The sequence below is a fragment of the Pseudoduganella chitinolytica genome (assembly GCF_029028125.1).
Classification (GTDB): domain Bacteria; phylum Pseudomonadota; class Gammaproteobacteria; order Burkholderiales; family Burkholderiaceae_D; genus Rugamonas; species Rugamonas chitinolytica.
On record NZ_CP119083.1, the window covers coordinates 3,939,479 to 3,963,552 of the forward strand.

The 24,074-nt window shown below is 66.5% G+C and carries 23 protein-coding genes; 10 read left to right on the top strand and 13 right to left on the bottom strand.

Going from position 1 to position 24,074, the window contains the following annotated elements; genetic code table 11:
- Positions 1 to 454 precede the first annotated feature (454 nt).
- Complete coding sequence (locus tag PX653_RS17425; protein WP_277414017.1) at positions 455 to 601, top strand: hypothetical protein; 147 nt, start codon at positions 455 to 457, stop codon at positions 599 to 601.
- An 18-nt stretch (positions 602 to 619) separates the two neighbouring features.
- On the opposite strand, the gene PX653_RS17430 is transcribed toward PX653_RS17425, so the two are convergent.
- Positions 620 to 1,633, bottom strand: coding sequence for a M48 family metallopeptidase (locus PX653_RS17430; RefSeq protein WP_277414018.1), 1,014 nt, complete (start codon positions 1,631 to 1,633; stop codon positions 620 to 622).
- Complete coding sequence (locus PX653_RS17435) at positions 1,633 to 2,712, bottom strand: YjgN family protein (protein WP_277414019.1); 1,080 nt, start codon at positions 2,710 to 2,712, stop codon at positions 1,633 to 1,635. Before PX653_RS17435 ends, PX653_RS17430 begins: the two co-directional genes overlap by 1 nt.
- A 221-nt stretch (positions 2,713 to 2,933) precedes the next feature.
- Here PX653_RS17435 and ffh point away from each other — a divergent pair, with 221 nt between their 5' ends.
- Together ffh and PX653_RS17445 are read left to right on the top strand one after the other, a co-directional pair.
- Positions 2,934 to 4,301, top strand: a complete 1,368-nt coding sequence (gene ffh / locus PX653_RS17440; RefSeq protein ID WP_277414020.1) for a signal recognition particle protein — start codon at positions 2,934 to 2,936, stop codon at positions 4,299 to 4,301.
- A gap of 328 nt (positions 4,302 to 4,629) precedes the next feature.
- Positions 4,630 to 5,013: an SWIB/MDM2 domain-containing protein gene (locus PX653_RS17445; RefSeq protein ID WP_107140579.1), complete on the top strand. Its 384-nt coding sequence runs from the start codon at positions 4,630 to 4,632 to the stop codon at positions 5,011 to 5,013.
- Positions 5,014 to 5,124: 111 nt separating this feature from the next.
- Here the strand turns inward: PX653_RS17445 and PX653_RS17450 are convergent, their stop codons facing one another.
- Both PX653_RS17450 and PX653_RS17455 read right to left on the bottom strand, forming a co-directional pair.
- Positions 5,125 to 5,718, bottom strand: coding sequence for a lytic transglycosylase domain-containing protein (locus tag PX653_RS17450; RefSeq protein ID WP_277418593.1), 594 nt, complete (start codon positions 5,716 to 5,718; stop codon positions 5,125 to 5,127).
- Positions 5,719 to 5,777: 59 nt separating this feature from the next.
- A complete protein-coding gene (locus PX653_RS17455) occupies positions 5,778 to 7,514 on the bottom strand; it encodes a proline--tRNA ligase (RefSeq protein WP_277414021.1) in 1,737 nt (578 codons plus the stop codon).
- A 340-nt stretch (positions 7,515 to 7,854) separates the two neighbouring features.
- On the opposite strand from PX653_RS17455, the gene PX653_RS17460 reads away from it, so the two are divergent.
- Both PX653_RS17460 and PX653_RS17465 read left to right on the top strand, forming a co-directional pair.
- Positions 7,855 to 8,472, top strand: a complete 618-nt coding sequence (locus PX653_RS17460; protein WP_277414022.1) for an RNA pyrophosphohydrolase — start codon at positions 7,855 to 7,857, stop codon at positions 8,470 to 8,472.
- A 124-nt stretch (positions 8,473 to 8,596) separates the two neighbouring features.
- Entirely contained in the window at positions 8,597 to 9,025 is a 429-nt protein-coding gene (locus tag PX653_RS17465) for a DUF1841 family protein (RefSeq protein WP_277414023.1), read from the top strand.
- A 21-nt stretch (positions 9,026 to 9,046) separates the two neighbouring features.
- Here the strand turns inward: PX653_RS17465 and PX653_RS17470 are convergent, their stop codons facing one another.
- Together PX653_RS17470 and PX653_RS17475 are read right to left on the bottom strand one after the other, a co-directional pair.
- The gene (locus tag PX653_RS17470; protein ID WP_277414024.1) at positions 9,047 to 9,388 is read right to left on the bottom strand and encodes a c-type cytochrome; all 342 of its coding nucleotides are present in this window, start codon (positions 9,386 to 9,388) and stop codon (positions 9,047 to 9,049) included.
- A 9-nt stretch (positions 9,389 to 9,397) separates the two neighbouring features.
- A complete protein-coding gene (locus tag PX653_RS17475; protein ID WP_112938720.1) occupies positions 9,398 to 9,718 on the bottom strand; it encodes a c-type cytochrome in 321 nt (106 codons plus the stop codon).
- Positions 9,719 to 9,972: 254 nt separating this feature from the next.
- Between PX653_RS17475 and PX653_RS17480 the strand changes: the two genes are divergently transcribed.
- The 4 genes from PX653_RS17480 (at position 9,973) to PX653_RS17495 (ending at position 13,746) form a co-directional block, all read left to right on the top strand.
- The gene (locus PX653_RS17480; RefSeq protein WP_277414025.1) at positions 9,973 to 10,836 is read left to right on the top strand and encodes an AAA family ATPase; all 864 of its coding nucleotides are present in this window, start codon (positions 9,973 to 9,975) and stop codon (positions 10,834 to 10,836) included.
- A complete protein-coding gene (locus PX653_RS17485; RefSeq protein WP_277414026.1) occupies positions 10,833 to 11,426 on the top strand; it encodes a GNAT family N-acetyltransferase in 594 nt (197 codons plus the stop codon). The genes PX653_RS17480 and PX653_RS17485 overlap by 4 nt, the downstream gene beginning before the upstream one ends.
- Positions 11,420 to 12,589 carry a vWA domain-containing protein gene (locus PX653_RS17490; RefSeq protein WP_277414027.1) on the top strand — a complete coding sequence of 390 codons (1,170 nt, stop codon included), beginning with the start codon at positions 11,420 to 11,422 and terminating at the stop codon, positions 12,587 to 12,589. The genes PX653_RS17485 and PX653_RS17490 overlap by 7 nt, the downstream gene beginning before the upstream one ends.
- A 212-nt stretch (positions 12,590 to 12,801) precedes the next feature.
- The gene (locus PX653_RS17495) at positions 12,802 to 13,746 is read left to right on the top strand and encodes an IS110 family RNA-guided transposase (RefSeq protein ID WP_371876465.1); all 945 of its coding nucleotides are present in this window, start codon (positions 12,802 to 12,804) and stop codon (positions 13,744 to 13,746) included.
- A 43-nt stretch (positions 13,747 to 13,789) separates the two neighbouring features.
- Here the strand turns inward: PX653_RS17495 and PX653_RS17500 are convergent, their stop codons facing one another.
- Genes PX653_RS17500 through PX653_RS17530 form a run of 7 tightly spaced genes read right to left on the bottom strand, consistent with a single transcriptional unit; the run spans position 13,790 to position 22,434 of the window.
- Positions 13,790 to 14,506 (bottom strand): TorF family putative porin, encoded by a 717-nt coding sequence (locus PX653_RS17500; protein WP_277414029.1) that lies wholly within the window; start codon positions 14,504 to 14,506, stop codon positions 13,790 to 13,792.
- 60 nt (positions 14,507 to 14,566) lie between these two features.
- Complete coding sequence (kdpE, locus tag PX653_RS17505) at positions 14,567 to 15,268, bottom strand: two-component system response regulator KdpE (RefSeq protein ID WP_277414030.1); 702 nt, start codon at positions 15,266 to 15,268, stop codon at positions 14,567 to 14,569.
- Entirely contained in the window at positions 15,261 to 17,933 is a 2,673-nt protein-coding gene (locus PX653_RS17510) for a DUF4118 domain-containing protein (protein WP_277418594.1), read from the bottom strand. The genes kdpE and PX653_RS17510 overlap by 8 nt, the downstream gene beginning before the upstream one ends.
- A 28-nt stretch (positions 17,934 to 17,961) precedes the next feature.
- Positions 17,962 to 18,525 (bottom strand): potassium-transporting ATPase subunit KdpC, encoded by a 564-nt coding sequence (gene kdpC / locus PX653_RS17515; RefSeq protein ID WP_371876345.1) that lies wholly within the window; start codon positions 18,523 to 18,525, stop codon positions 17,962 to 17,964.
- Between the two features lie 12 nt (positions 18,526 to 18,537).
- The gene (gene kdpB / locus PX653_RS17520; protein WP_277414031.1) at positions 18,538 to 20,580 is read right to left on the bottom strand and encodes a potassium-transporting ATPase subunit KdpB; all 2,043 of its coding nucleotides are present in this window, start codon (positions 20,578 to 20,580) and stop codon (positions 18,538 to 18,540) included.
- Between the two features lie 10 nt (positions 20,581 to 20,590).
- Complete coding sequence (gene kdpA, locus PX653_RS17525) at positions 20,591 to 22,348, bottom strand: potassium-transporting ATPase subunit KdpA (RefSeq protein WP_277414032.1); 1,758 nt, start codon at positions 22,346 to 22,348, stop codon at positions 20,591 to 20,593.
- Complete coding sequence (locus PX653_RS17530; RefSeq protein ID WP_277414033.1) at positions 22,345 to 22,434, bottom strand: potassium-transporting ATPase subunit F; 90 nt, start codon at positions 22,432 to 22,434, stop codon at positions 22,345 to 22,347. Before PX653_RS17530 ends, kdpA begins: the two co-directional genes overlap by 4 nt.
- Positions 22,435 to 22,806: 372 nt before the next feature.
- Between PX653_RS17530 and PX653_RS17535 the strand changes: the two genes are divergently transcribed.
- Complete coding sequence (locus tag PX653_RS17535; protein ID WP_277414034.1) at positions 22,807 to 23,874, top strand: acyltransferase family protein; 1,068 nt, start codon at positions 22,807 to 22,809, stop codon at positions 23,872 to 23,874.
- Positions 23,875 to 24,074 lie beyond the last annotated feature (200 nt).

Here is a 24,074-nt window from a genome sequence, read left to right on the forward strand (position 1 = left end):
GACGATACCTCGGCACCGCCAACGCCGACCACGCCACCGCCGCAGCCAACCACGTTGTCGCTCTCAAGCACGACGCTGCGCACGCTGCCAGGCGGCGCCGGTATTGCGGTGACGGCCCTCTCCTCCGGCACGGGCGCCATTCAATGGAAACTGGCCGATGGCGCGCCGGGAACCCTGAGCGCAAGCAGCGGCACGTCGGTCACCTATGCCCCGCCGGCCGGGGCATCGGCAAGACCACGCTGGTACCGATCGTCGCCAGCAGCGGTGGCACGACGGCCACGTTGACCGTTGCCGTCACGCCGGACCCTGGCCCAAGCGGCGTGTTCCTGGTGGCCGACAACGCCGACACGCAGCATACCGGGGAGCCCTTCCCGTTCTATTCCGCGCGCGGGATCGCCACGGACCTGACCGGCAACGTCTACGTCCTCGAGAGCTTCACCTTCCGCCCGCGGTGGTGGCAGGCTCGCCTGCCTGCACCGGCTTCAAGCCGGGGCCATTGCCGGGCTGCCTGCCGAGTTCCGTCGTGCAGATCATCGCCGGCGGCGGCAACTCGCTGCTGCTGGGCGACAACATCGTCGTCAAGGTCGTGCTGCCGCGCTGAGCGGCCGTGCGCCAGACGTCAGTCGAGCTGCTGGCGCAATCGTGCCAGGCGCTCGGCCGATGGCGGATGGCTGGACAGGTACGGCGGTGGCGCGCCGAGTTCATCTTCCAGTTCCTGCAGGGCCGTGAACAGTCGCTCCAGGTGCACCAGCCCGATGCCGTTACGGCGCAGCATGGCCGCCGCGTAGTCGTCCGCTTCCTGTTCGGCCTCGCGCGAGTAGCGCAGGTCCAGCGCCAGTGCCGGCAAGCCGGCCACCAGCGCGCTGGCGTCGCCGAACAGCACGGTGCCGGCGGCGGCCACGACGGAGCCCTGTATCAGCCGGCGCGTCAAGTGCCGTTCGTGCAGATGGCCCAGTTCGTGCGCCAGCGTGGCCAGGATGGCATGGTCATCCCGCAGCAGTTCCACGAGTTGATCCGTCAGCACGATGTCGCCGGAAGGCAGCGCGAACGCGTTCGGGCCGATCCGGCTGTGACGGAACACCAGTTGATAAGGCGGTGCCCCATCGCGCGGCGGCGCCATCCGCGCAAAGGCCTGCGCCAGCGCCGCGCGGCGCGCCGCCGGCAGTTTGCTGGCATCGAACACGCGCCGGTCCAGCACCCCCAGCAGGCCCTGTCCCAGTTGCCGCTCGACAGAGACAGGCAGCAGGCGTGCCGCCAGCTTGGCGCCGGCGGGCAATACATACAAGTAGCCCACCGCCAGTACCAGCAGCAGCGTGCCGAGCGCGATGACGACGGCACGCCAGCTTTGCTGCATGCGGACGACCGCGCTGTCGCGATGACCGGTCGCATGCAGCAGCGCTTCCAGCGCTGCGCGCTGGTCCGGCTCGAAGCACGCTTCGTCGGCAAACGTCAGCTTGCGCGGCGCATGGGCCGTGCGTTCCGATACCCTGACCTGCGCCAACGGCACGCGCCGCTCGGCCTCGCCCGCCAGGCAAGCCTCGCCGTTCTCCACGCGCAGCACCACACGGTGCGCGCGCGACGTGATGCCGTCGTAATACCGGCCCGGCACTTCCCGCTGCGCGTCGCCCTGCATTACAGCGCCAGGTCGAAGCCCGCGAGGTCGGCCACGCTTTCACCGACCGCGTTGACGTCGCCGCCCTTCGCGGCCACGACGTCATCGAGGCTGCCGGCGACAACCAATGTCGTCGACTCCAGCCGGTACTTCAACGCGCGCACTTGCGCGAACGGGATGAACAGGCCCAGCGTGCAGACGATCGCCAGCGTGTTGGTGATGTACAGGCCCGCCAGGCGCGGCCACGTCATGGTCGAACGGAAGCGGTGCGGGCCCAGTTGCGTGTGGTTCCAGATCAGGTTCTGCAGAATGGCCATGAAGGCCCAGACCACACACAACGTGAAAGCGTACCAGCCGAGGACACCGGCGAACACGATGAGTACCTGGCCGGCCCGGACCGCGATGTCGGCCGTGCCGCCATTGAGGGCGGCAACGCCGCCCGCCAGCCCGGCAACGACACCGAAGGCCACCCCGCCGCCCAGCACGAGCAGGCCGACCAGGATACCGTACACCTTGTAGAACTGGCCGACCGGCGCATCGAACGCGAAGTGCGTAGTGCCGTAGCGGCTCTCGGCATGCTGGAAGCGCTTGATGCGCTGGTGCACCAACGGATACAGCAGGCCGAGCGTGAGGCCCGCCAGCAGCGGTAGCCCCAGGTAGTACAGGTAGGCGCCCTTCCAGCTGCCGCGGAAGCCGAAACGCACGCCGCGATAACTGCTGTTGTGCAGTGCGAACTGCAGGCTTTTCCATACCAGCCAGGGCATCACACCAGCGATCAGCAGCAGGACGATACCGGCGGTGGGCGGATGATAACGCAGCGCGGCCTGGTAGGCGCCCAGCAGGATCACGCCCACGACACGCCCGCGCAGGATCGCCAGCGGCTTGCCGTGGTACTCGAACGTGCTGCCGGCCAGCCGCGTGCTGGCGTAGAAATACTGGTTGCGGCGCACCTTGGCCCAGGCGGAGTAAACGCCCAGGGTGACGATCGTCAGCAGCAGGTTGACGATCCAGATGCGGAAGTATTCCCCGCCCGTGGCGGTGAACTCGATGCGTTCTTCGCGTGCCAGTGCCGGCACGGCGGACTCAAAAACGGCGGACATGTGCGCTCCCTGATTGAACAAGCCAGCACGATGCATTCCCGACCAAAAGTTGTCAACGAGTAAGCGCAAAGTGCGGCCGCAAGTGTGCACGGCTGTGACATTTGGTGAGGATGCGGGCGAGCGCACCGGCCACGGCGGCCTGGCTCGGCGCGACGCCCGCGATCGGGTAAAATGCCCCTCTGTCCGGCCGTCCGGCCGACCATCCAATCCACGAGTTCATCATGCTAGACAATCTGACTCAACGCCTCGCCAAGGTCGTCAAGACCATGCGCGGCGAGGCCCGCCTGACCGAGGCCAATACCGCCGAGATGCTGCGCGAAGTGCGCCTGGCACTGCTGGAGGCCGACGTGGCCCTGCCGGCCGTGCGCGAATTCATCGGCAAGGTCAAGGAAAAGGCCCTGGGCGAGGAAGTGATCTCGTCGCTGACGCCGGGCCAGGCGCTGGTCGGCGTCGTCCAGCGCGAACTGGGTGCCCTGATGGGCGCCGACCTGGGCCCGGAAGCGGCCCAGTTGAGCTTTGCGCAGCAGCCGCCCGCGATCATCCTGATGGCCGGCCTGCAGGGTGTCGGTAAAACGACCACCGTCGGCAAGCTGGCCAAGTACCTGCGCGAAGAGAAGAAGAAAAAAGTGCTGACCGTGTCGGCCGACGTGTACCGCCCCGCCGCGATCGCGCAGCTGCAGTCCGTTACGGGCCAGGCCGGTGCCGACTTCTTCCCGTCCTCGGCCTCCGACAAGCCGGTCGACATCGCGCTGGCGGCGCTGGACTGGGCCAAGAAGCACTACCATGACGTGCTGATCGTCGACACGGCCGGCCGCCTCGGTATCGACGAGGAGATGATGAAGGAGATCGCCGCCGTGCACGGCGCGGTCAAGCCCGTCGAGACGCTGTTCGTCGTCGACGCGATGCTGGGCCAGGATGCGATCAACACTGCCAAGGCCTTCAACGATGCGCTGCCGCTGACCGGCATCGTGCTGACCAAGCTCGATGGCGACTCGCGCGGTGGCGCGGCGCTGTCGGTGCGCCACATCACGGGCAAGCCGATCAAGTTCGCCGGCGTCTCCGAGAAGCTCGATGGCCTGGAGCCGTTCGATCCGTCCCGCATGGCCAACCGCATCCTGGGCATGGGCGACATCCTCGCGCTGGTCGAGGAAGCACGCAAGGGCGTCGACCAGAAGGCCGCGGCCGACCTGGCGGCCAAGGTCAAGTCGGGCGGCAAGTTCGACATGAACGACTTCAAGGCACAACTGGGCCAGATGAAGAAGATGGGCGGCATGGCGAGCCTGGTCGACAAGCTGCCGGCCCAGTTCCAGCAGGCCGCCGGCGGCGCCAACATGGACCAGGCCGACAAGCAGGTGCGCCGCATGGTCGGCATCATCGACTCGATGACGCCGGCCGAACGGGCCAAGCCGGAATTGATCAAGGCCGCGCGCAAGCGCCGCATCGCCGCCGGTGCCGGCGTGCAGGTGCAGGAAGTCAATCGCATGCTCAATCAGTTCGAGCAGATGCAGACGATGATGAAAAAGCTGTCGGGCGGCGGCATGATGAAGATGATGCGCTCGATGAAAGGCATGATGCCGGGACTGCGTTGAAACGCGGCGGCTGGGGACTGTCCCCGCAGGGGGACTGTCCCCGAAGTTTCGGCGCCAACCAACGCCGATCCAGCACACTTCAGGGTCAGTCCCTGTGCAGGGACCGACCCTTTCCTGCCCCGGTTTTCACCACTGCCGCCAACCGAAATCACAGTAAAACCGCCGGTCGCAAACGCGTCCCGGCGGTTTTTCCGTTGTTGGCGTTCTCTTACGTGTCGTTTCCCACAAAAAACGCGAAAAACGCTTGCATACTTAAACAATCCCCACCAATATTAGCCGTGCGATTGTATTGCGCAATTTTCCATGTGTTTGTTAAGGAGGCTCGAATATGGCAACAGCCAAGAAATCCCCGGCAGCACCAGCCAAGAAGGCCGCGACCAAAGCGGCTCCGGCAAAGAAGGCCGCCGCTCCAGCGAAAGCTGCAGCCAAGCCGGCAGCGAAAAAGGCAGCACCCGCAGCACGCAAACCCAACGCGGCATTCATGAAAGAGATGACTCCTTCGGCCGCGCTGTCCCCGGTAGTTGGCGCCTCCCCGCTGCCGCGCACCGAAGTCACGAAAAAAGTCTGGGATTACATCAAGAAGCACAACCTGCAGGATGCCGCGAACCGTCGCATGATCAATGCGGACGACAAGCTGAAAGCAGTTTTCGGCGGCAAGGCACAGGTCTCCATGTTCGAGATGACGAAGCTGATCTCCGATCATCTGAAATAAGCGGCGGCGGCATGCGAGCCGTCGACGACAACCCCGGCGCGCCGCGACCGGGGTATTTTTTTGTCCGTACTACTGCAGCAGTCAGGCACCGGGGACAGGCACGGGTTCTGCTCACTTCCAGTTGTTCCAGGCCTTCAGCACCGCATTCGGATACGCCGGCCGCCCGCGGCTGCCGTTGTAGCGGCCCAGCGCCAGGTACAGGTTGCCGCCTTCCATGTCGATGTACATGCGCAGGATCGCGCAGCCGTAGCGCAGGTTGGTCTGCATGTTGAACAGCTTGCGGCGGTCGCTGTCGCCGATGACGTTGGTCCAGAACGGCATCACCTGCATGTAGCCGCGCGCGCCGACGATCGACACCGCATATTTACGATAGGCCGATTCGACCTGGATCAGGCCCAGCACCAGCCCCGGGTCGAGGCCCGCGCGGCGCGCCTCGTACCAGGCTGTCTCGAGAAACTCGATGCGGTGCTGTTCGTCCGGCAGCTTGCGGCGCAAGCGCTCCGACATCTGCGCCAGCCACTGTTCGTAGCGCTGGCGGTCGGCCGGATTGGTGAACGCGGGCTTGGGCGGACGGGCGTCGAGGATCGCGTTCGACAGCGCCAGCCGGATCGAATCGGCCAGCGCTTCTTCCTTCTGGTTGCCGGCAAAGCCGAACGGCGCGCACAGCACGCCGGTGGCGAAGGCCAGCGTATGCCACCAGCGCAGCGGGCGCGCCCACCAGCGGCGCCGTTCGCGTCCGCCCGCTGCCGGGTGCCGCGCCGTGCTCACTGCTGCACTTTGCCCTTGATGAACTCGACGATGTCGGCCAGCGGCACGTTGGTCGCTTCCGTGTCGCGGCGGCCCTGGTATTCCAGCTGGCCTTCCTTCAGGCCACGCTCGCCGATGACGACGCGGTGCGGCACGCCGATCAGCTCCCAGTCGGCGAACATCGCGCCCGGACGCAGGCCGCGGTCGTCGACGATGACGTCGATGCCGGCTGCCAGCGCGGCGGCGTACAGCTTCTCCGTCTCTTCCTTCACCAGTTCGCTGCGATCCAGGCCCATCGGGCACAGCACCAGCTCGAACGGCGCGATCGACGTCGGCCAGACGATGCCCTTGTCGTCGAAGTTCTGCTCGATGGCGGCGCCCAGGATGCGGGTCACGCCGATGCCGTAGCAGCCCATCTGCAGCGGTGCTGGCTTGCCGTTTTCGTCCAGGTAGGTGGCCTTCATCGCTTCCGAGTACGCGGTCCCCAGCTGGAACACGTGGCCCACCTCGATGCCGCGCTCGATCGCCAGCACGCCCTTGCCGTCCGGCGAAGGATCGCCCTCGACGACATTGCGCAGGTCGGCGGTGATGTGCGGTTCGGCCATGTCACGGCCCCAGTTCGCACCGGTGTAGTGGAAGTCTTCCTCGTTGGCGCCCGTGACGAAGTCGGACATGTTGGCCACGGTGCGGTCGGCCACCACGGTGACGGGGGCCTTGGTGCCGATCGGACCCAGGTAGCCCGGCTTGCAGCCGTACACTTCCAGGATCTCCGCCTCGGTCGAGAAGCGATACGCGCCCGTCAGGCCCGGCACCTTGCCTGCCTTGATCTCGTTCAGCTCGTGGTCGCCGCGCAGCAACAGCATGAAGTACTGCTTCGTGACCTTGCCGTCGGCTTCCGTTTCGGCCGTCAGCGCGATCGTCTTCAGCGTCTTCGACAGGTCGATACCCAGCAGCTTCGCCACGTCCTCGCACTTCGATGCCTTGGGCGTGGCCGTCTTCGTCAGTTCGGCCGCCGGTGCCGCGCGCGTGCCGGTCGCCAGCGCTTCGGCCGCTTCCATATTGGCCGCGTAGTCGGAGGTGGGGCAGTACACCAGCGCGTCCTCGCCGGTGCTGGCGATGACGTGGAATTCATGCGAGCCGGTACCGCCGATGGCGCCGTTGTCGGCCGCCACCGCGCGGAACTTCAGGCCGAAGCGCGTGAAGATCTTCGTGTACGCGTCGAACATGACCTGGTAGGACTTCTGCATGCCTGCCAGGTCGCGGTCGAACGAGTACGCATCCTTCATCGTGAATTCGCGGCCCCGCATCAGGCCGAAACGGGGACGGCGTTCATCGCGGAATTTCGTCTGGATGTGGTAAAAATTCAACGGCAGCTGGCGGTATGACTTGATCTCGCTGCGCACCACGTCGGTGATCACTTCCTCGGACGTCGGCTGGATCGCAAACTCGCGGCCATGGCGGTCCTTGACGCGCATCAGTTCCGGCCCCATCTTGTCCCAGCGCCCGGTTTCCTGCCACAGCTCGGCCGGCTGCACGAGCGGCATCAGGAGCTCGATGGCGCCGGCACGGTTCATCTCCTCGCGCACGATGGCCTCGACCTTGCGAATCACCTTCAGGCCCATCGGCATATACGTGTAGATCCCGGAGCCGAGACGCTTGATCATGCCTGCCCGCATCATCAGTTTGTGGCTGACGATTTCAGCATCGGAAGGCGCTTCTTTGAGAGTGGAAATAAAAAACCGGGAAGCACGCATAACAGTGAATTCTTTTCAAAAAGAGAGGGTTATAATCAACCTAATTTTAAAGGATTAGCTGGCTGATGCGTCCATACTTTGTACAAATGCGATCAAATGCGGGCCGCCGATGCGCTTTCGGGCTTCGACAGCGCCTGGGGCAAGCGGAGAATGGCTGGGATCGACCGTAGCGGGCAGTGACGTCGCCCGACCGCACAGCCCCGCCGCGCCGCGCGCCGGCCGGGAGGTCTGGCGCGCGGCATCGCTGGCCGGTACCGGCGGCGCGCAAGGGCATCTGCGCATGCCGGTGAAGGCAACAATGTAGAAGGATTGCAAGGCCGCAGAAAGTTTGAGGTGCAATATGCTCGATCGGGAAGGGTTCCGCCCCAACGTCGGCATCATCCTGCTCAACGCCCATAACGAGGTGTGGTGGGGCAAGCGGGTGCGCGAGCACTCATGGCAATTTCCGCAAGGAGGCATCAAGTACGGCGAAACACCAGAGCAGGCGATGTACCGGGAGCTGGAAGAAGAGATCGGCCTGCGACCGGAGCACGTCAAGATCGTCGGTCGCACACGCGACTGGCTGCGCTACGAAGTGCCGGACCACTTCATCAAGCGTGAAATCCGCGGCCACTACCGGGGCCAGAAGCAGATCTGGTTCCTGCTGCGGATGTGTGCGCGCGACAATGAAGTGAACCTGCGCCTGACGGACCATCCGGAATTCGACGCGTGGCGCTGGCACGAGTACTGGGTGCCGCTGGACGTGGTCATCGAATTCAAGCGCGAGGTCTACCAGCGCGCGCTGCAGGAGCTGTCGCGTTTCCTCACGTGGCCGCCGCACGGCGAACGGCGCCACTCGGCACGCTACCTGCGCCAGCCGCACGGCCGCGGCCAGCAGGGGCAGCAGGCGCAGAAGGACGCGCCGGCACCGGAAATCGTCGGCTGCGACGGCACGGCGCTGGCTACGGCAAAGCGTTGATCTTTCGGCAAGCGCGACGCACAGGGCCTCCCCGGTCCGGGCGCGTCGTGCCGCCATCGGTTTTCTGGTCTACCGTGTTTTGGTCTAAAATAACGGCCCGCCGACGCGCCATGCCCACCAGCCCATGTTTACTCCCTCTTCCCACGATGTCCGCCGCTTCTTCTGCGAAGTGTTCCGCAAGAACGCCGCGAAGGAAGTCCTGACCCCGCTCGAGGCGATGGCGCTCGACTGGGTGCTGGAGCATCCGGAATATGCCGAGGCCCTGTCCGACGTGGACAGCGCGCTGACCCGCGACTACTCCGTCGAGGGCGGCCAGGCCAATCCCTTCCTGCACCTGTCGATGCACCTGTCGATTTCCGAGCAGGTGTCGATCGACTCGCCACGCGGCATCCGCGCCGCCTACGAAGCGCTGGCGCGCAAGCTCGACTCGCCCCACGAGGCGCAGCACGAGATCATGGAATGCCTGGGCGAGATGATCTGGAAATCGCAGCGCAGCGGCCTGCCGCCCGACGGCGAGGCCTATATCGACGCGGTCAGGCGCCGCGCCGCATAAGCGACACGTTCGGGAAAGCGCTCAGCGCCGCGTCGTCAACGTGCCCGGGAGGCTGTGCAGGTAGGCGGCGATGTCCTTGATGTCCTGGTTCGACAGCGGCTTGACCTGGCCCGTCATGATCGCGTTGTTGCGGCCATTGGCGCCGTCGGCGCGCTTGTACGCCACCAGCGCGTGTTCCAGGTAATCACGGTGCTGGCCCGCCAGTTTCGGATAGCTGGGATCGATCGGCGAGTTGTAGTCCTTGCCGTGGCAAGTGGCGCACGCATATTTTTCGGCCAGCGCCTTGCCGGCATCGACATTGCCGCCCGCGCTGGCGGCGAGCGAGACGGCGGACAGCAGCAGGGCAACGGAGAATTTGATCATGGTCGCTCCTTATTTCTGCTGCGCGTAGAAGGCGGCGATGTCGGCGATGTCCTGGTCGGACAGGCTGACGGCGATGCCCTTCATGGATGGATGCTTGCGATCGCCCTTCTGGTAGCCCTTCAGCGCGTTCTCGATGTACTTCGCATTCTGGCCCCCGATCTTCGGCACCTGGAACACTTCGGGGAACGTGGCCTTGTAGCCGGGGATGCCGTGGCAACCGATACACATTTCGATCTTGTTGCGGGCCGCCGAAGCATTGCCGACGATGTCGGCCGCCATGGCGGCATTGGCCGCGCCGGCCAGCACGAGAAGTGCGAAGAGTTTTGTCATGGGTGGCTAGTTGAATCAAAAAAGGTAATCGGAGGGGACTCCTTTCCTGCTGCCACGCATGCCGCACGCGTGCCGCCGTCTCCCGGTCCCCCTTGCTGCTTACACAAATACTTGACTTTCACACTACCAATCACCGATTCTAACCTAGCTGTTTCGGGTCGTCCACAAAGTTGCCGGAGCAGTCAGAACGGCACCGCGACGCCCGCGAAATCCCCCTATACTTGACGTTTTCCCGTCACCAGGAAGTTCACTTTATGCATCCCGACAATAAAGCCAAGCGCTTCGAGGGCTCCGACAACTACGTCGCCACCAGCGACCTGAAACTGGCCGTCAATGCCGCCCTGACCTTGCAGCGCCCCCTCCTGATCAAGGGCGAGCCGGGCACCGGCAAGACGATGCTGGCGGAGGAAGTGGCGGCCGCGCTGGACCGTCCGCTGCTGCAGTGGCACATCAAGTCCACTACCAAGGCGCAGCAGGGCCTGTACGAGTACGACGCGGTGTCGCGCCTGCGCGATTCGCAGCTGGGGGACGAGCGGGTGCGCGACATCCACAACTACATCGTCAAGGGCGTACTGTGGCAGGCGTTCACGGCGCCCGAACCCGTCGTGCTGCTGATCGACGAGATCGACAAGGCCGACATCGAATTCCCCAACGACCTGCTGCGCGAACTGGACCGGATGGAGTTCTACGTCTATGAGACGCGCGAGATGGTCACGGCGCGCCATCGCCCGCTCGTCATCATCACGTCGAACAACGAGAAGGAACTGCCGGACGCCTTCTTGCGCCGCTGCTTCTTCCACTACATCCAGTTCCCCGACAAGGACACGATGGAAGCCATCGTCAAGGTGCACTACCCGAACCTGAAGCAGGAACTGCTGGCGCAGGCGCTGCAGACGTTCTACGAAGTGCGCAACGTCTCCGGCCTGAAGAAGAAGCCGTCCACGTCCGAATTCCTCGACTGGCTGAAACTGCTGATGGCCGAGGACATCCCGCCGGAAGCCCTGCGCAGCCAGGACACGAAATCGATCGTGCCGCCGCTGCACGGCGCCCTCCTGAAGAACGAGCAGGACGTGCACCTGTTCGAGCGCCTCGTCTACATGGCCCGCACCAACCGATGAACGACGTCGTTCCCATCGTGCTGGAGCTGAACGGCGTGCGCCTGGAACCGCTGGCCGCGCGCCACGAAGCGGGCCTGCGCGCCGCCGCGTGCGACGGCAAGCTGTGGCAACTGCGCGTGACGTCCGTGCCCGAGCCGGACAATGTCGCCGCGTACATCGCGACGGCGCTGGAGATGCGGCCCGGCCGGCTGGCCTTCGCAGCGATCGACAGCGCCACCGATACCGTGATCGGCACCACCAGCTTCCACGACATCGTGCCTGCCCTCGAGCGCGTCGAGATTGGCTACACGTGGTATGCGCACAGCCGCCAGCGCAGCCACGTCAATACCACCTGCAAGCGCCTGCTGCTGGGCCATGCGTTCGATACGCTGGGCTGCGCCGTCGTGGGCTTCCGGACCGACAATTTCAACCATGCGTCGCAGCGCGCCATCGAGCGCCTGGGCGCGAAGCGGGACGGGGTGCTGCGCCACCACGCGCTGCGCCGCGACGGCACCGTGCGCGATACCGTCATCTACAGCATCGTGCGGGGCGAATGGCCGGAGGTGCGCGCCCAGCTCGACTACCTGCTTGCGAAGGAACGGCCATGCTGATCGACTTCTTCTTCACCTTGAAGGACGCGAAGATCCCCGTCACGATCAAGGAGTTCCTGACCCTGCTGGAAGCCATGCAGCAGAACGTCATCGACCAGTCGCTCGATGATTTCTACTACCTGGCGCGCCTGACGCTGGTCAAGGACGAAGCGCACTTCGACAAGTTCGACCGTGCCTTCGCGCAGTACTTCAAGGGTATCAACGGTGCGTTCGAGGCCAACGGCGCGATCCCGCTCGACTGGCTGGTGCAGCGCATGCAGCGCGAGCTGACCGACGAACAGAAGGCCGCGCTGGAAAAATTCGGCTACGACAAGCTGATGGACCGGCTGCAGGAGCTGCTGAAGGAGCAGAAGGAACGCCACGAAGGCGGCAGCAAGTGGATCGGCACGGGCGGCACTTCGCCGTTCGGCAACGGCGGCACCAATCCGGAAGGCATCCGCATCGGCGGCAAGGGCGGCAACCGCACGGCGGTGAAGGTGTGGGACCAGCGCACCTACAAGGACTACGACGCCGACCGCGAACTGGGCACCCGCAACATCAAGGTGGCCCTGCGCCGCCTGCGCCGCTTCGCGCGCGAAGGCGCCGCCGAGGAACTGGCGCTGGAACAGACCATCCGCGCCACCGCCAACAACGCCGGCTACCTGGACATCAGGATGCAGCCCGAGCGCCGCAACAACGTCAAGGTGCTGATGCTGTTCGACGTGGGCGGCACGATGGACGACCATATCGAACGCACGGAGGAACTGTTCTCGGCCGCGAAGACGGAATTCAAGAACATGGAGTTCTACTATTTCCACAACTGCGTCTACGACTACCTGTGGAAGAACAACCGCCGCCGCAACGCCGAGCGCTTCCCCACCTGGGACGTGCTGCGCAAGTACAAGCCGGACACGAAGCTGGTCTTCGTGGGCGATGCCACCATGAGCCCTTATGAAATCCTGCAGCCGGGCGGCTCGGTCGAGTACAACAACGAGGAAGCGGGCGCCGAATGGCTGGCCCGCTTCACGCAGGCGTTCCCGAAATTCGTCTGGCTCAATCCCGAGCCGGAAGGCCTGTGGCAGTACCGCCAGTCGATCGCCGTCATCCGCCAGCTGATGAACAACCGCATGTTCCCCATCACCCTGGATGGGCTGGAGCGGGCCATGCGGACGCTGGCCAAGTAACACTCAGCGCCCTGGTGGCAGGCACCCGATCCTGGCTTCCGGCCAGGGATCGGGTGCCTTATATCTTGAATCCCACGTAAACTAGCTCTACAGGCATGCCAGTCCGATTTGCCTGTGGGAGCGAAGCCCGAGTGACAGCTTTCGACGGCATGCCTGACTTTTAGTAACCCGAACAGTTGCCAGGGGCTCGACCCCGTATCGGTAAGGATGGGATTAAGGTCATGGAAAATTACATCGGTATTGACGTCTGCAAGGACCGGCTTGACGTGGACGGCTATCCGCACTCGCATAAGAGCAGTTTTACGAACGACGAAGCAGGTCGGCAAGCCTTGGTCGAAACGCTTGCCCCTTTGGCTCCAAAGGGCATTGTGCTGGAAGCGACGGGAGGGCTGGAGTTTCCCGTGGTCTGCGAGCTTGCCAGAGCAGGTATGCAGGTTTTCGTCGTTAATCCTCGCCAAGCGCGCGACTTCGCGAAGGCTATCGGTTTGTTGGCAAAAACTGACCAGATCGATGCGTTTGCACTGGCCCGGTTTGCCGAAGCGGTCAAGCCACAGCCCCGCGCACTGAAGTCCGAAGAGTTGCTTGATCTGGAAGAGGTCTTAACCAGACGGCGCCAGCTCGTCGACATGATCACTGCCGAGAAAAATCGAAGGACGAGGGTTTCGCTGAAGACAGCGAAGCAGATTGATGAGCATATCGAATGGCTGGAGCGGCAAGTCAAACACGCCGACACAGACATGGGCGATGCGATCAAGAAGAGCCCGATCTGGCAAGCTAAATCGAACTTGCTCAAGTCGATTCCCGGGGTTGGTCAGGTTACGGTCAACACGCTGCTAGCCGAACTTCCAGAACTGGGGCAGCTGAACCGGCGAGAGATCGCGGCACTGGTCGGCATTTGCCCCTTCAATAACGACAGTGGGGGCCATCGAGGAAAGCGACGCATTTGGGGCGGGCGCGCTAGCGTGCGCTCCGTTCTATACATGGCTACGTTAGTAGCGACACGCCACAACTCCGTCATCCAAGCTTTCTACCAGAAGTTACTGGAGGCGGGCAAAATGAAGAAGGTAGCGTTGGTGGCTTGCATGCGCAAACTGCTCACCACCATGAACGCTATGGTTCACAACAACACCCCTTGGGAAGCTCCCGCACAAACTTGATCAAGACAGTTGCTGTCACCGTGGGTTTCAGCCAGTGCATCGTTCAAAAAGTGCGCGCCACCGTCAGCACCAGCGCGTCGCGTCCCGTGAACTTGCCGTTGGCGGGCGACGCGTACGCGGCCTTGCCGGCGTTCGTGCCCACGTAGGACAGCGCCACCGTCACCAAGCCCAGGTCCTTCGTCACGCCGGCTTTCCAGTCGGTATAGCTGGCCGCCGCATGGCCGCGCACGCGCTGCCGCCCCGCATGCAGGTTCAGCGTCCAGCCCGCGCCCAGCTCGCGGTTCACGGCGGCATCCAGGTAGTCGCTGTGGCGGCTCTCCGCGAAACCGAACAGGTTCGTGAGCGCGTGCGAGTACTTCACCGTGGCGGGGCCGTAACCCAGCTGGCCGTACAGCTCCAGCGTGTCCGCGCTCGGCTGCAGGCCATTCGACGGATAGGCATATCCCAGCACACCTGCATCGTACGTGACGCCACTGGCCAGCGCGCCACGCCGGCCCGCGTACAGATCCAGCTCGGCGCCGCCGCCGCCGCCCGCATCGCGGGTCCACCGTATCGTCGAGGCCCAGGCGCCGGCGTAGACGCCGCTGGCGCTGTCGGCCCAGTCCACGCCGCCCTGCAGGGCCGGCCGCAGCCGGGTTTGCGAGATGCCGCGGTAGCGGTAGTCCGAGGTGGCGGCGGCGTTGAACGAGACCGCGCCGTCGTGGGCGTAGCAGGTTGTGCACAGCAGGGACGTGACGACGCCTGAAATCAATCGTTTCATGAGAACACTTTCGAAGTGGAAGAAAAAGGGCGGACCGGTGGGTCCCGCCCGTGGTGTGGGCTAGCCCGCCAGCAGCAGCCGGTAGCCCACGGCCGTTTCGGTCAGCAGATGCACCGGCTGGGCGGGATCGCGCTCGAGCTTCTGGCGCAGGTGGCCCATGTAGATGCGCAGATAGTGACCGTTGTTGACATGCGTCGGCCCCCATACCTCGCGCAGCAGCTGGGGATTGGTGACGACGCGGTTGGCGTTGTTGACCAGCACCGCAAGCAGGCGATATTCGGTCGGTGTCAGGTGCACCATCTGGCCGCCGCGCGTGACCATGCGCGCCTGCAGGTCGACGCCCACGTCGCCGAACTGCACGGTGCCGCCGGCATCCTGCCCCGGCGTGCGGCGCCGCCGCCGCAGGGCACGCACGCGCGCCAGCAGCTCGCCCACGCCGAACGGCTTGGTGAGATAGTCGTCCGCGCCCGCGTCCAGGGCACGGATCTTCTCCTCTTCCGAGACGCGGGCCGACAGCACGATCACCGGTACCGGCGACCAGCTGCGCAGGTCGGCGATCAGGTCGACGCCATCGCCGTCCGGCAGCCCCAGGTCGAGGATCACGAGGTCGGGCCGGCGCGTACCGGCGTCGATCAGGCCGCGCTGCATCGTGGCCGATTCCTGCACGTGCCAGCCTTCCTGTTCCAGGGCGAGGCGCACGAAGCGGCGGATCTGCGGCTCGTCCTCGACAAGCAGCGCGGTGGGTGGCGCAATGTCATTCATCGATTTCCTCCGGCGGCGCGGGCGGCCGGCCCAGCGGCAGCGTGAAGACCAGCGCGGCACCGCCCTGCGGCGCCCGACGCGCGGCGATGGTGCCGCCATGCGCCTGCACGATGGCCCGGCAGATGGCCAGTCCCAGTCCCACGCCCGGCTTGGCCGACTCGCGTTCGCCGCGCGTGAACTTTTCAAAGACCGCTTCTTCCTGGCCGGCCGGCAGGCCCGGGCCATCGTCCGCGACCGTCACTTCCAGGCGCTCGGCGGCCGCGCATGCGCCCAGCGTGACGGTGCTGCCCGGCGGCGCGTACTTGGCCGCGTTCTCCAGCAGGTTGACCAGGACACGCTCCATCAGCACCGCGTCGTAGCGCACCAGCGGCAGCTCGGCCGGCAGCCGCGTGACGACCCGGTGCCCCGCCAGCAGCGCGCGGCAGGCGCGCAGCGCGCTACCCACCGTCTCCTCCAGCGCGTGCCACTGCAGGTTCAGCCGCACGGCGCCGCTCTCGATGCGCGCCATGTCCAGCAGGTTCGCGACCAGGGTGCTCATGCGCACCGCTTCCTCCTGCAGTGCGCGCGCCAGTTCCAGCTGTACCGGCGACAGCGGCGACATGGCCAGTGACTCGGCCAGGCCGACGAGCGATGTCAGCGGCGTACGCAGGTCGTGGGACAGCGCCGCCAGCAGGGAGTTGCGCAGCCGCTCGGATTCCATCTGGACCAGCGCGGCCTGGGCCACGTCGATGTAGTGCACCCGCTCCAGCGCGATGGCGGCCAGCGCCGCGAACGTGTCGAGCTGGCGCTGCTGTTCCGGGATCAGCAGCCAGCGCCGCTCACGCGGTTCCAGCACCAGCACGCCACGCGTACGCATCGGCGCCACCAGCGGCAGGTAGAACAGCGGCGACGCCGGCAGCGTGCCGGTGCCGCTGCCGGCCGCTGCCGCATGGTCGAATGCCCACTGGGCGATGGCGAGGTCGGGCGCGATCTCCGGCTGCGCCGGCGCCGCCAGACGGCCTTCGGCATCGGGCAACAGCAGCATCACGCGGGCGCGGAACGCCTGGGCCAGCGTGCGCCTGGTGATCTCATGGACCTGCTCCGCCTGCAGCACGCCGGTCAGCTCACGCGCATAGTCGTACAGCGCCAGCGCGCGCTCTTCGCGGTGCGTCGCCACCCTGGCCTGGAAACGCAGCCCGGCCGTCAGGTGGCTGGCGATCACGCCCACGGCCAGCATCACGGCAAACGTGATCAGGTACTGGAAATCGCTGACAGCAAACGAGAACGTGGGCTGCACGAACAGGTAGTCGAACGCGGCCACACCGACAAAACTGGCCAGCACGGCCGGGCCGCGGCCCAGCCGCACCGCCACCAGCAGCACGGCCAGCAGGAACAGCATCGCGATATTGGTCTGCTCCAGCATGCCTGCCAGCGGTACGCCAGCCAGCGCGACGGCGGCACAGGCGGCCAGCGCCAGCAGGTAACGGCGCCCTCCCGACGGCAAGGCGTTGGCCGCCGCGTTGCCGGCCGGCGGTGCGCCGGGCCGGATGTCCGTTCCCGTCTCCACGATATCCAGCGCCGGCGCGGCGGCCGCGATGCGGCGCAGGTGCGATACCTGCCAGGGCCATGCACGGCTGGCCCGGCCCAGCACCACCTTGCCGATGTTCTGCGCCAGCGCGTGGCGTGCGATGGTGGCACCGATGTCCTCGCCGGCCAGCACCGCCGTGGTAGCGCCCAGCTCCTGCGCCAGCTTCAGGGTCTGCAGGATGCGCTCACGGCGCGTGGCCGGGAGCCGCTGCAGTGCCGGTGTCTCGACGTAGACGGCATGCCAGGGCGCGTTGAGCTGGCCGGCCAGCCGCGCCGCGCTGCGCACGACGTACTCGGCGCCGGGTCGCGGGCCGACGCAGGCCAGCAGCGCCACGCCCGTCTTCCACAACGGGCCGATCGACTGCTCGACGCGGTAGGCCTGCACGTCGTCGCCGATGCGCTCGGCCGTGCGGCGCAGCGCCAGCTCGCGCAGCGCGATCAGGTTCCCCTTGCGGAAGAAGTTACGCGCCGCGCGGCTGGCCTGTTCGCCCTGGTACACCTTGCCGCCCTTCAGTCGCGCCAGCAGCTCGTCGGCCGGCACATCGACCAGCACCACCTCGTCGGCCCGGTCGAACACCGTGTCCGGCAGCGTCTCGGCCACGCGGATGCCGGTAATGCCGCCCACCACGTCGTTCAGGCTTTCCAGGTGCTGCACGTTCACCGTCGTAAATACGTCGATGCCCGCATCGAGCAGTTCCTCGACATCCTGCCAGCGCTTCGGATGGCGCGAGCCCGGCGCATTCGCATGCGCCAGTTCATCGACCAGCAACAGCGCCGGGCGCCGCGCCAGGGCGCCGTCCAGGTCGAATTCCGGGAGCGTCTTGCCGCGCCACGTCACGGCCTTGCGGGGCAACAGCTCCAGCCCTTCCAGCATGGCCGCCGTGTCGGCGCGGCCATGCGTTTCGACGAGGCCCACCAGCGCCTGCGCGCCGGCGGCCTGCAGCTCGCGGGCCGCGGCCAGCATCGCGTACGTCTTGCCGGCCCCGGCGGACGCGCCGAAATAGATGCGCAGGCGGCCGCGCGCACTGCGCCGCGCACGCTCCTGTACCTGCGCGAGCAGGACATCGGGATCGGGGCGCTGGCTGTCGAGGGGGATCATGGGCGCAGTGTAGCGGATCGCGGACAAATCAGCGGGCATCCAGCGCCAGGTTCAGGGCCAGCACGTTGACGCGCGGCTCGCCCAGCACGCCGAGCAGCGGCCGCTCGGCATGCTGCTCGACCAGCACGCGCACGCGGCCGGCATCGATACCGCGCGCCCGCGCCACGCGCGCCGCCTGGTACTGCGCACCGGCCAGGCTGATGTCGGGATCGAGCCCGCTGGCCGAAGCCGTCACCAGGTCCACCGGCACGGGCGCCACGTTGCCGGGATCGGCGGCGCGCAGGGCCGCGAGGCGCCCCCGCACGGCCTCTCGCAGCGCCGGGTTGAGCGGGCCCTGGTTGGAGCCACCGGAAGCGCTGCCGTTGTACGGCATCGGCGCGGTGGCGGAAGGCCGGCCCCAGAAATAGCGCGGCGAAGTAAACGACTGGCCGACCAGGCGCGAGCCGACGACCTGTCCGCCCTGCATCACCAGGCTGCCGGCGGCTTGCGCCGGGAAAGCGGCCTTGCCGATGGCCGTGACGGCGAGTGGATAGACGATGCCGCAGACGCAGGTCAGCGCGGCGAAGACGACGATGGCGGGACGGAGCAGCATGGCGATTCCTTGTCAGGCAAAATGGAGGGTGACCAGCACCAGGTCGATCAGCTTGATGCCGGCGAACGGCAGCACGAGCCCACCCAGGCCGTACACGAGCAGGTTGCGGCGCAACAGGGCGCTGGCGCCGACGGCGCGGTAGCGCACGCCCTTCAGCGCCAGCGGGATCAGGAAGACGATGATCAGCGCGTTGAAGATCACCGCCGACAGGATCGCGGAATTGGCGCTGCCCAGGTGCATGACGTCGAGGCTTTTCAGCTGGGGATAGGTGCCGACGAACGCTGCCGGGACGATCGCGAAGTATTTCGCCACGTCGTTGGCGATCGAGAAGGTGGTCAGCGCGCCGCGCGTCATCAGCATCTGCTTGCCGATCGCGACGATCTCGAGCAGCTTGGTGGGATTCGAGTCCAGGTCCACCATATTGCCGGCCTCCTTGGCCGCCTGGGTGCCGCTGTTCATCGCCACCGCCACGTCGGCCTGCGCCAGCGCGGGGGCGTCGTTGGTGCCGTCGCCCGTCATCGCCACCAGCCGGCCTTCGTCCTGGTGGCTGCGGATCAGGTTCAGCTTGTCCTCGGGCGTGGCCTCGGCCAGGAAGTCGTCCACGCCCGCCTCGGCGGCGATGGCGGCCGCCGTCAGGCGGTTGTCGCCCGTGATCATCACGGTGCGAATGCCCATCCTGCGCAGTTCGGCGAAGCGTGCGCGGATGCCGCTCTTGACGATGTCCTTCAATTCGACGACGCCCAGCACCCGGCCGTCGTCGACGACCACCAGCGGCGTGCTGCCGCGCCGTGCCACGTCGTCCACCGCACGCGCCACCTCGGCAGGATAGTGGCCGCCCTGCTGTTCCACGTGGCGGCGGATGGTGTCGGCCGCGCCCTTGCGGATGCTGCGCCCGCCGATATCGGCCCCGCTCATGCGTGTCTGCGCGGTGAACTCGACGAACGTCACTTCCGCGCTGTCGGCCCGCTCGTGCAGGTCGAAGCGCTGGCGTGCCAGCACGACAATGCTGCGCCCTTCCGGTGTTTCGTCCGCCAGCGAGGCCAGACGGGCGGACCGTGCCAGCCGTTCCTCGTCGACGCCAGGCGCCGGCAGGAACGTGGCAGCCTGGCGGTTGCCGTGCGTGATAGTGCCCGTTTTATCGAGCAACAGCACGTCGACGTCGCCGGCCGCCTCGACGGCGCGGCCGGACGTGGCGATGACGTTCGCGCCCATCATGCGGCTCATGCCCGCCACGCCGATGGCCGACAGCAGGCCGCCGATCGTCGTGGGGATCAGGCACACCAGCAACGCGACCAGCACGGCCAGCGTGACCGGGGTGCCGCTGCCGGCCGCCTGCACCGAGAACAGCGAGAACGGCAGCAACGTCGCCGTCACGACCAGGAACACGATCGTCAGCGCGACCAGCAGGATCGTCAGCGCGATCTCGTTCGGGGTCTTGCGCCGGCTCGCGCCCTCCACCATCGCGATCATGCGGTCGATGAACGCCTCGCCGGGGTTGACGGCGACGCGCACGACCAGCCAATCGGACAGTACCCGGGTGCCGCCCGTCACGGCCGAGAAGTCGCCGCCGGACTCGCGGATCACCGGCGCGGATTCGCCCGTGATCGCGCTTTCGTCGACGGTGGCGACACCCTCGACGACTTCGCCGTCGGCCGGGATCGTGTCGCCCGCCTCGACCAGCACCCACATGCCCTTGCGCAGGTCGCTGGCCGGCACCGGCAGCCAGGTGGTGCCATGGCGCGGGGTCGCCAGCTTCTTGGCCGTCGCGGTGGCCTTTAACGCCCGCAGCGAGGCCGCCTGCGCCTTGCTGCGCCCTTCCGCCAGCGCCTCGGCGAAGTTCGCGAACAGCACGGTAAACCACAGCCAGACGGCGATGGCGGCGACGAAGCCCGAACCTGCCTGCAGCGCCAGCAGGGTCGTGCCGATGCTGCCGACGTAGACGACGAACATGACCGGACTGCGCAACTGGGTGCGCGGGTCGAGCTTGCGCAGGGCGCTCCCGAGGGCGGGGCCGGCCAGCTGGCGCTCGAACAGTGTCGGCGTATTGCGTGACATGGGTTACCTCTCAATGAAAAAGTTGCAGGTGTTCGATGACGGGGCCCAGCGCCAGCGCGGGCACGTAGTTCAGCACCCCCACCAGCAGCACGACACCGACCAGCAGCAGCACGAACAGCGGCCCGTGCGTGGGCATGGTGCCGTTCCCGGACGGCAGCCGCTGGCGCGCCGCCAGCGCACCGGCGATCGCCAGCACGGGCACGATGACGGCGAAACGGCCGAACCACATCGCCAGCGCCAGCATCACGTTGTAGAACGGCGTGTTGGCGGACAGCCCGGCAAACGCGCTGCCGTTGTTGTTCGCGGCCGAGCTGAAGGCGTACAGGATCTCCGTGAAGCCATGCGCGCCCGGGTTGGCGATGCCGGCCGTGCCGGCCGGCGCGACGACGGCGACCGCCGTGCCGGCCAGCACCAGCACCGGCGTCACCAGGATCGCCAGCGCCATCAGCTTCATCTCGTGCGGGCCAATCTTCTTGCCCAGGTATTCGGGTGTGCGGCCGATCATCAGGCCGGCAATGAACACGGCCAGCATGGCGAACACCAGCATGCCGTACAGGCCGGAGCCGACGCCGCCGAAGATCACCTCGCCGAACTGCATCAGCAGCAGCGGCACGGCACCGCCCAAGGGCATCAGCGAGTCGTGCATCGCGTTGACGGCGCCGCACGACGCGGCCGTCGTCACCGCGGCGAACAGGCTGGAGGCGGCGATGCCGAAGCGGGTTTCCTTGCCTTCCATGTTGCCACCGGCCTGCAAGGCGCTGGCTGCCTGGTCGACGCCGAGGGCCGCCAGGCCAGGGTGCACCTGCTGCTCGGCCGCGGCCAGCCCGACGGCCGCCAGCACGAACACGATCGTCATCGCGGCGAGGATGGCCCAACCCTGGCGGACGTCGCCGACCATGCGGCCGAACGCGAAGCACAGTGCGGCCGGGATCAGGAAGATCGCGACCATCTGGACGAAGTTGGCCAGCGGCGTCGGGTTCTCGTAGGGATGCGCCGAATTGGCGTTGAAGAAGCCGCCCCCATTGGTGCCCAGCAGTTTGATGGCCTCCTGCGATGCGACGGGGCCCATGGGCAGGGTCTGCATCGTGGCGGTCGTGCTGGCGGAGCCCGGCGACGGGTACGTCACGGCATCGCGCAGGGCCGCCTCGCGGTAGCCGTCGAAGTTCTGGATCACGCCCTGCCCCATCAGGAACAGCGCCAGCAGCAGCGCCAGCGGCAGCAGCACGTACAGCGTGCTGCGCGTCACGTCGACCCAGAAATTGCCGATCGCATTGCTGCCGCGGGCCGCGAATGCCCGGATGAGCGCGAATGCGACGGCGATGCCGGTAGCGGCGGAGAGGAAATTTTGCCCCGCCAGCGCCACCATCTGCGTCAGGTAGCTCATCGTCTGTTCGCCCGCATAGCCCTGCCAGTTGGTGTTGGCGACGAAGCTGACGGCGGTATTGAACGACGAATCGGGGCCCACGTTCGGCAGTTGCTGCGGATTGAGCGGCAGCCAGCCCTGCAGGCGTTGCAGCCCATAGACGAACAGCGCACCGAGTGCGTTGAATGCGATCAGCGCCGCCGCGTACGCGCGCCACCCCTGCGCGGGGCGGCCGCCCATGCCTGCGATGCGGTACAGCGCCTGCTCCAAGCGGTGCAGCCAGCCGAAGCCGCGCGCCGGCGCCGCGCCGCTACCGACCCAGGCAAGGAAGGCGCCCAAAGGCCACGCCAGGGCGAGCAGCACCAGCAGGAAAGCGGCCAGCAGCCATGCCGATTGCGCGCTCACAGGTCCTCCGCTTTCAGCAGGGCGACCAGCAGATACACCAGCAGGGCGGCTGCCGTCAGCGCCGCCGTCAGCTCGACGCCGCTCATGGCCGCCGCTCCAGCCGCGCGCAGGCGGCCGCCATGCCCCAGACCAGTGCCGCGCAGGCACCGATCAAGGCGATAAAAACGATGTCCATCGCTTCCCTTTCAGATGTGTTGTGACGGGTAGCAGGTTATCGGGCGACGCCTAAAAACGGGATAAAGAGTCGCCACCCGGCTGTAAACGCGATGTAAACGCGGTGGGCATGCCGGTCTTTCGATGGCGCTGCCCGCGTCGAGTGCGGGGGACTTCGCTGCCGCCGGGCTGCCGGACTTTCTGTCGAGGTATCTCATGTGGCAAGCGCCAACGCGAACTGCGCCTTTTCAATTGATGGATTTGTCATTAACATCAGGACATTTCATGCCTTCTTGGAACTGTCGATGCGTTTCACCTATCTGGATGGCATGCGCGGCCTGGGCGCGTTATTCGTGCTCGCGCGCCATTGGAATGCCTTGCTGGGTCTGGACTTTTCCACCAGCTACCTGGCCGTCGACCTGTTTTTCACGCTGAGCGGGTTCGTCATCGCGCATGCCTACGAGAACCAGCTGCGCAGCGGCGCCATGCTGCCGGGCGACTTCGTCCGCGTGCGCATCGCCCGTTTCTATCCGGTGTACGCGCTGGCAGTCTTGCTGTGCCTGGCGGTGGCGCTGACGAAAGCCGCGGCGGCCGGCCAGCCCCCCGCCTTGTTTGCCGAGTGGTGCGTGTCGGCCCTGTGCGCGCTGCTGTTCGTGCCGTTCAGCGTGACCGGCAGCGCCATGATGTTTCCGCTGAATACAGCGTTCTGGTCTCTTGGCCAGGAAATGCTGGTCAATCTGCTGTACGCCGGAACGGCGCGCCTGCTGAGCGATCGCGTACTGACGGCCATCGTGACTGTGTGCGCCCTGCTGCTGAGCGCTACGGCCTACGCTACCGGTTCGATCGGCCACGGCTACCTCAGTGGGCTGCCTTCCTTCCTGGGCGGCTCGCTGAGGGCCGTGTTCGGCATTGCGCTGGGCCTGCTGCTGTATCGCCAGCGCGCCCGCCTCCACGGCCTGGCGACCATGCTGCCGGCGTGGTGCAGCCTGCTGCTGGTGGCGGCCATGCTGGCCGTGCCGGCGCCGCCGCGCCACACCTGGCTGCTCGAGCTGGCCGCCGTATTCCTCGTGTTTCCGCTGGCCGTACTCATGGGTGCGGCGGGCGCGCCGGCGCCCGGCTGGCACGGCCGCGCCATGCTGGCGCTCGGCGGCGCCAGTTATTCCCTCTATTTGCTGCACAACCCGTTCCTGAAGCTGGCCCGGCGCGTCGCCGAGGTGTCCGGCGATTGGACCCGCCCGGCGGTCGGGCTGCTCGCGCTGGCCTTGGTGCTGTTGTGCGTGCAGGTCGACCGGCGTTTCGACCAGCCCGCAGCCCGCTGGCTGCGCGTGCGCCTGCGGCGCAAGCGCACCTTGCCGCTCGCCAGCCCGGGCTGAGGTCCGCCTCCGGCCGCAGGCAGCAAAAACGTGCCGGCCCAGCCGGATCGCGCTGGAAATACAATTTTCGCTGGATGTTTGTACAGTATTTGGCGACAATAGCGGGCTTGCCGGGTGGCGCGGACGTGGCTTTTTCGGCAGAAGGCCGTCGCGAAGACTGCTTGCCGGCATGCCGTTGCGGATAGAATGCGCAGCATCTG

Bases quoted from the DNA above. Each gene is read 5' to 3' on its own strand.
- PX653_RS17535 (WP_277414034.1), top strand. From the start codon at position 22,807: ATGCGTTTCACCTATCTGGATGGCATGCGCGGCCTGGGCGCGTTATTC.
- PX653_RS17445 (WP_107140579.1), top strand. From the start codon at position 4,630: ATGGCAACAGCCAAGAAATCCCCGGCAGCACCAGCCAAGAAGGCCGCG.
- PX653_RS17465 (WP_277414023.1), top strand. From the start codon at position 8,597: ATGTTTACTCCCTCTTCCCACGATGTCCGCCGCTTCTTCTGCGAAGTG.
- PX653_RS17430 (WP_277414018.1), bottom strand. From the start codon at position 1,633: ATGCAGGGCGACGCGCAGCGGGAAGTGCCGGGCCGGTATTACGACGGC.
- PX653_RS17490 (WP_277414027.1), top strand. From the start codon at position 11,420: ATGCTGATCGACTTCTTCTTCACCTTGAAGGACGCGAAGATCCCCGTC.
- kdpC (WP_371876345.1), bottom strand. From the start codon at position 18,525: ATGCTGCTCCGTCCCGCCATCGTCGTCTTCGCCGCGCTGACCTGCGTC.
- kdpB (WP_277414031.1), bottom strand. From the start codon at position 20,580: ATGTCACGCAATACGCCGACACTGTTCGAGCGCCAGCTGGCCGGCCCC.
- kdpE (WP_277414030.1), bottom strand. From the start codon at position 15,268: ATGAATGACATTGCGCCACCCACCGCGCTGCTTGTCGAGGACGAGCCG.
- PX653_RS17435 (WP_277414019.1), bottom strand. From the start codon at position 2,712: ATGTCCGCCGTTTTTGAGTCCGCCGTGCCGGCACTGGCACGCGAAGAA.
- ffh (WP_277414020.1), top strand. From the start codon at position 2,934: ATGCTAGACAATCTGACTCAACGCCTCGCCAAGGTCGTCAAGACCATG.
- PX653_RS17510 (WP_277418594.1), bottom strand. From the start codon at position 17,933: ATGATCCCCCTCGACAGCCAGCGCCCCGATCCCGATGTCCTGCTCGCG.
- PX653_RS17455 (WP_277414021.1), bottom strand. From the start codon at position 7,514: ATGCGTGCTTCCCGGTTTTTTATTTCCACTCTCAAAGAAGCGCCTTCC.
- PX653_RS17480 (WP_277414025.1), top strand. From the start codon at position 9,973: ATGCATCCCGACAATAAAGCCAAGCGCTTCGAGGGCTCCGACAACTAC.
- PX653_RS17460 (WP_277414022.1), top strand. From the start codon at position 7,855: ATGCTCGATCGGGAAGGGTTCCGCCCCAACGTCGGCATCATCCTGCTC.
- PX653_RS17500 (WP_277414029.1), bottom strand. From the start codon at position 14,506: ATGAAACGATTGATTTCAGGCGTCGTCACGTCCCTGCTGTGCACAACC.
- PX653_RS17530 (WP_277414033.1), bottom strand. From the start codon at position 22,434: ATGAGCGGCGTCGAGCTGACGGCGGCGCTGACGGCAGCCGCCCTGCTG.
- PX653_RS17470 (WP_277414024.1), bottom strand. From the start codon at position 9,388: ATGATCAAATTCTCCGTTGCCCTGCTGCTGTCCGCCGTCTCGCTCGCC.
- PX653_RS17475 (WP_112938720.1), bottom strand. From the start codon at position 9,718: ATGACAAAACTCTTCGCACTTCTCGTGCTGGCCGGCGCGGCCAATGCC.
- PX653_RS17485 (WP_277414026.1), top strand. From the start codon at position 10,833: ATGAACGACGTCGTTCCCATCGTGCTGGAGCTGAACGGCGTGCGCCTG.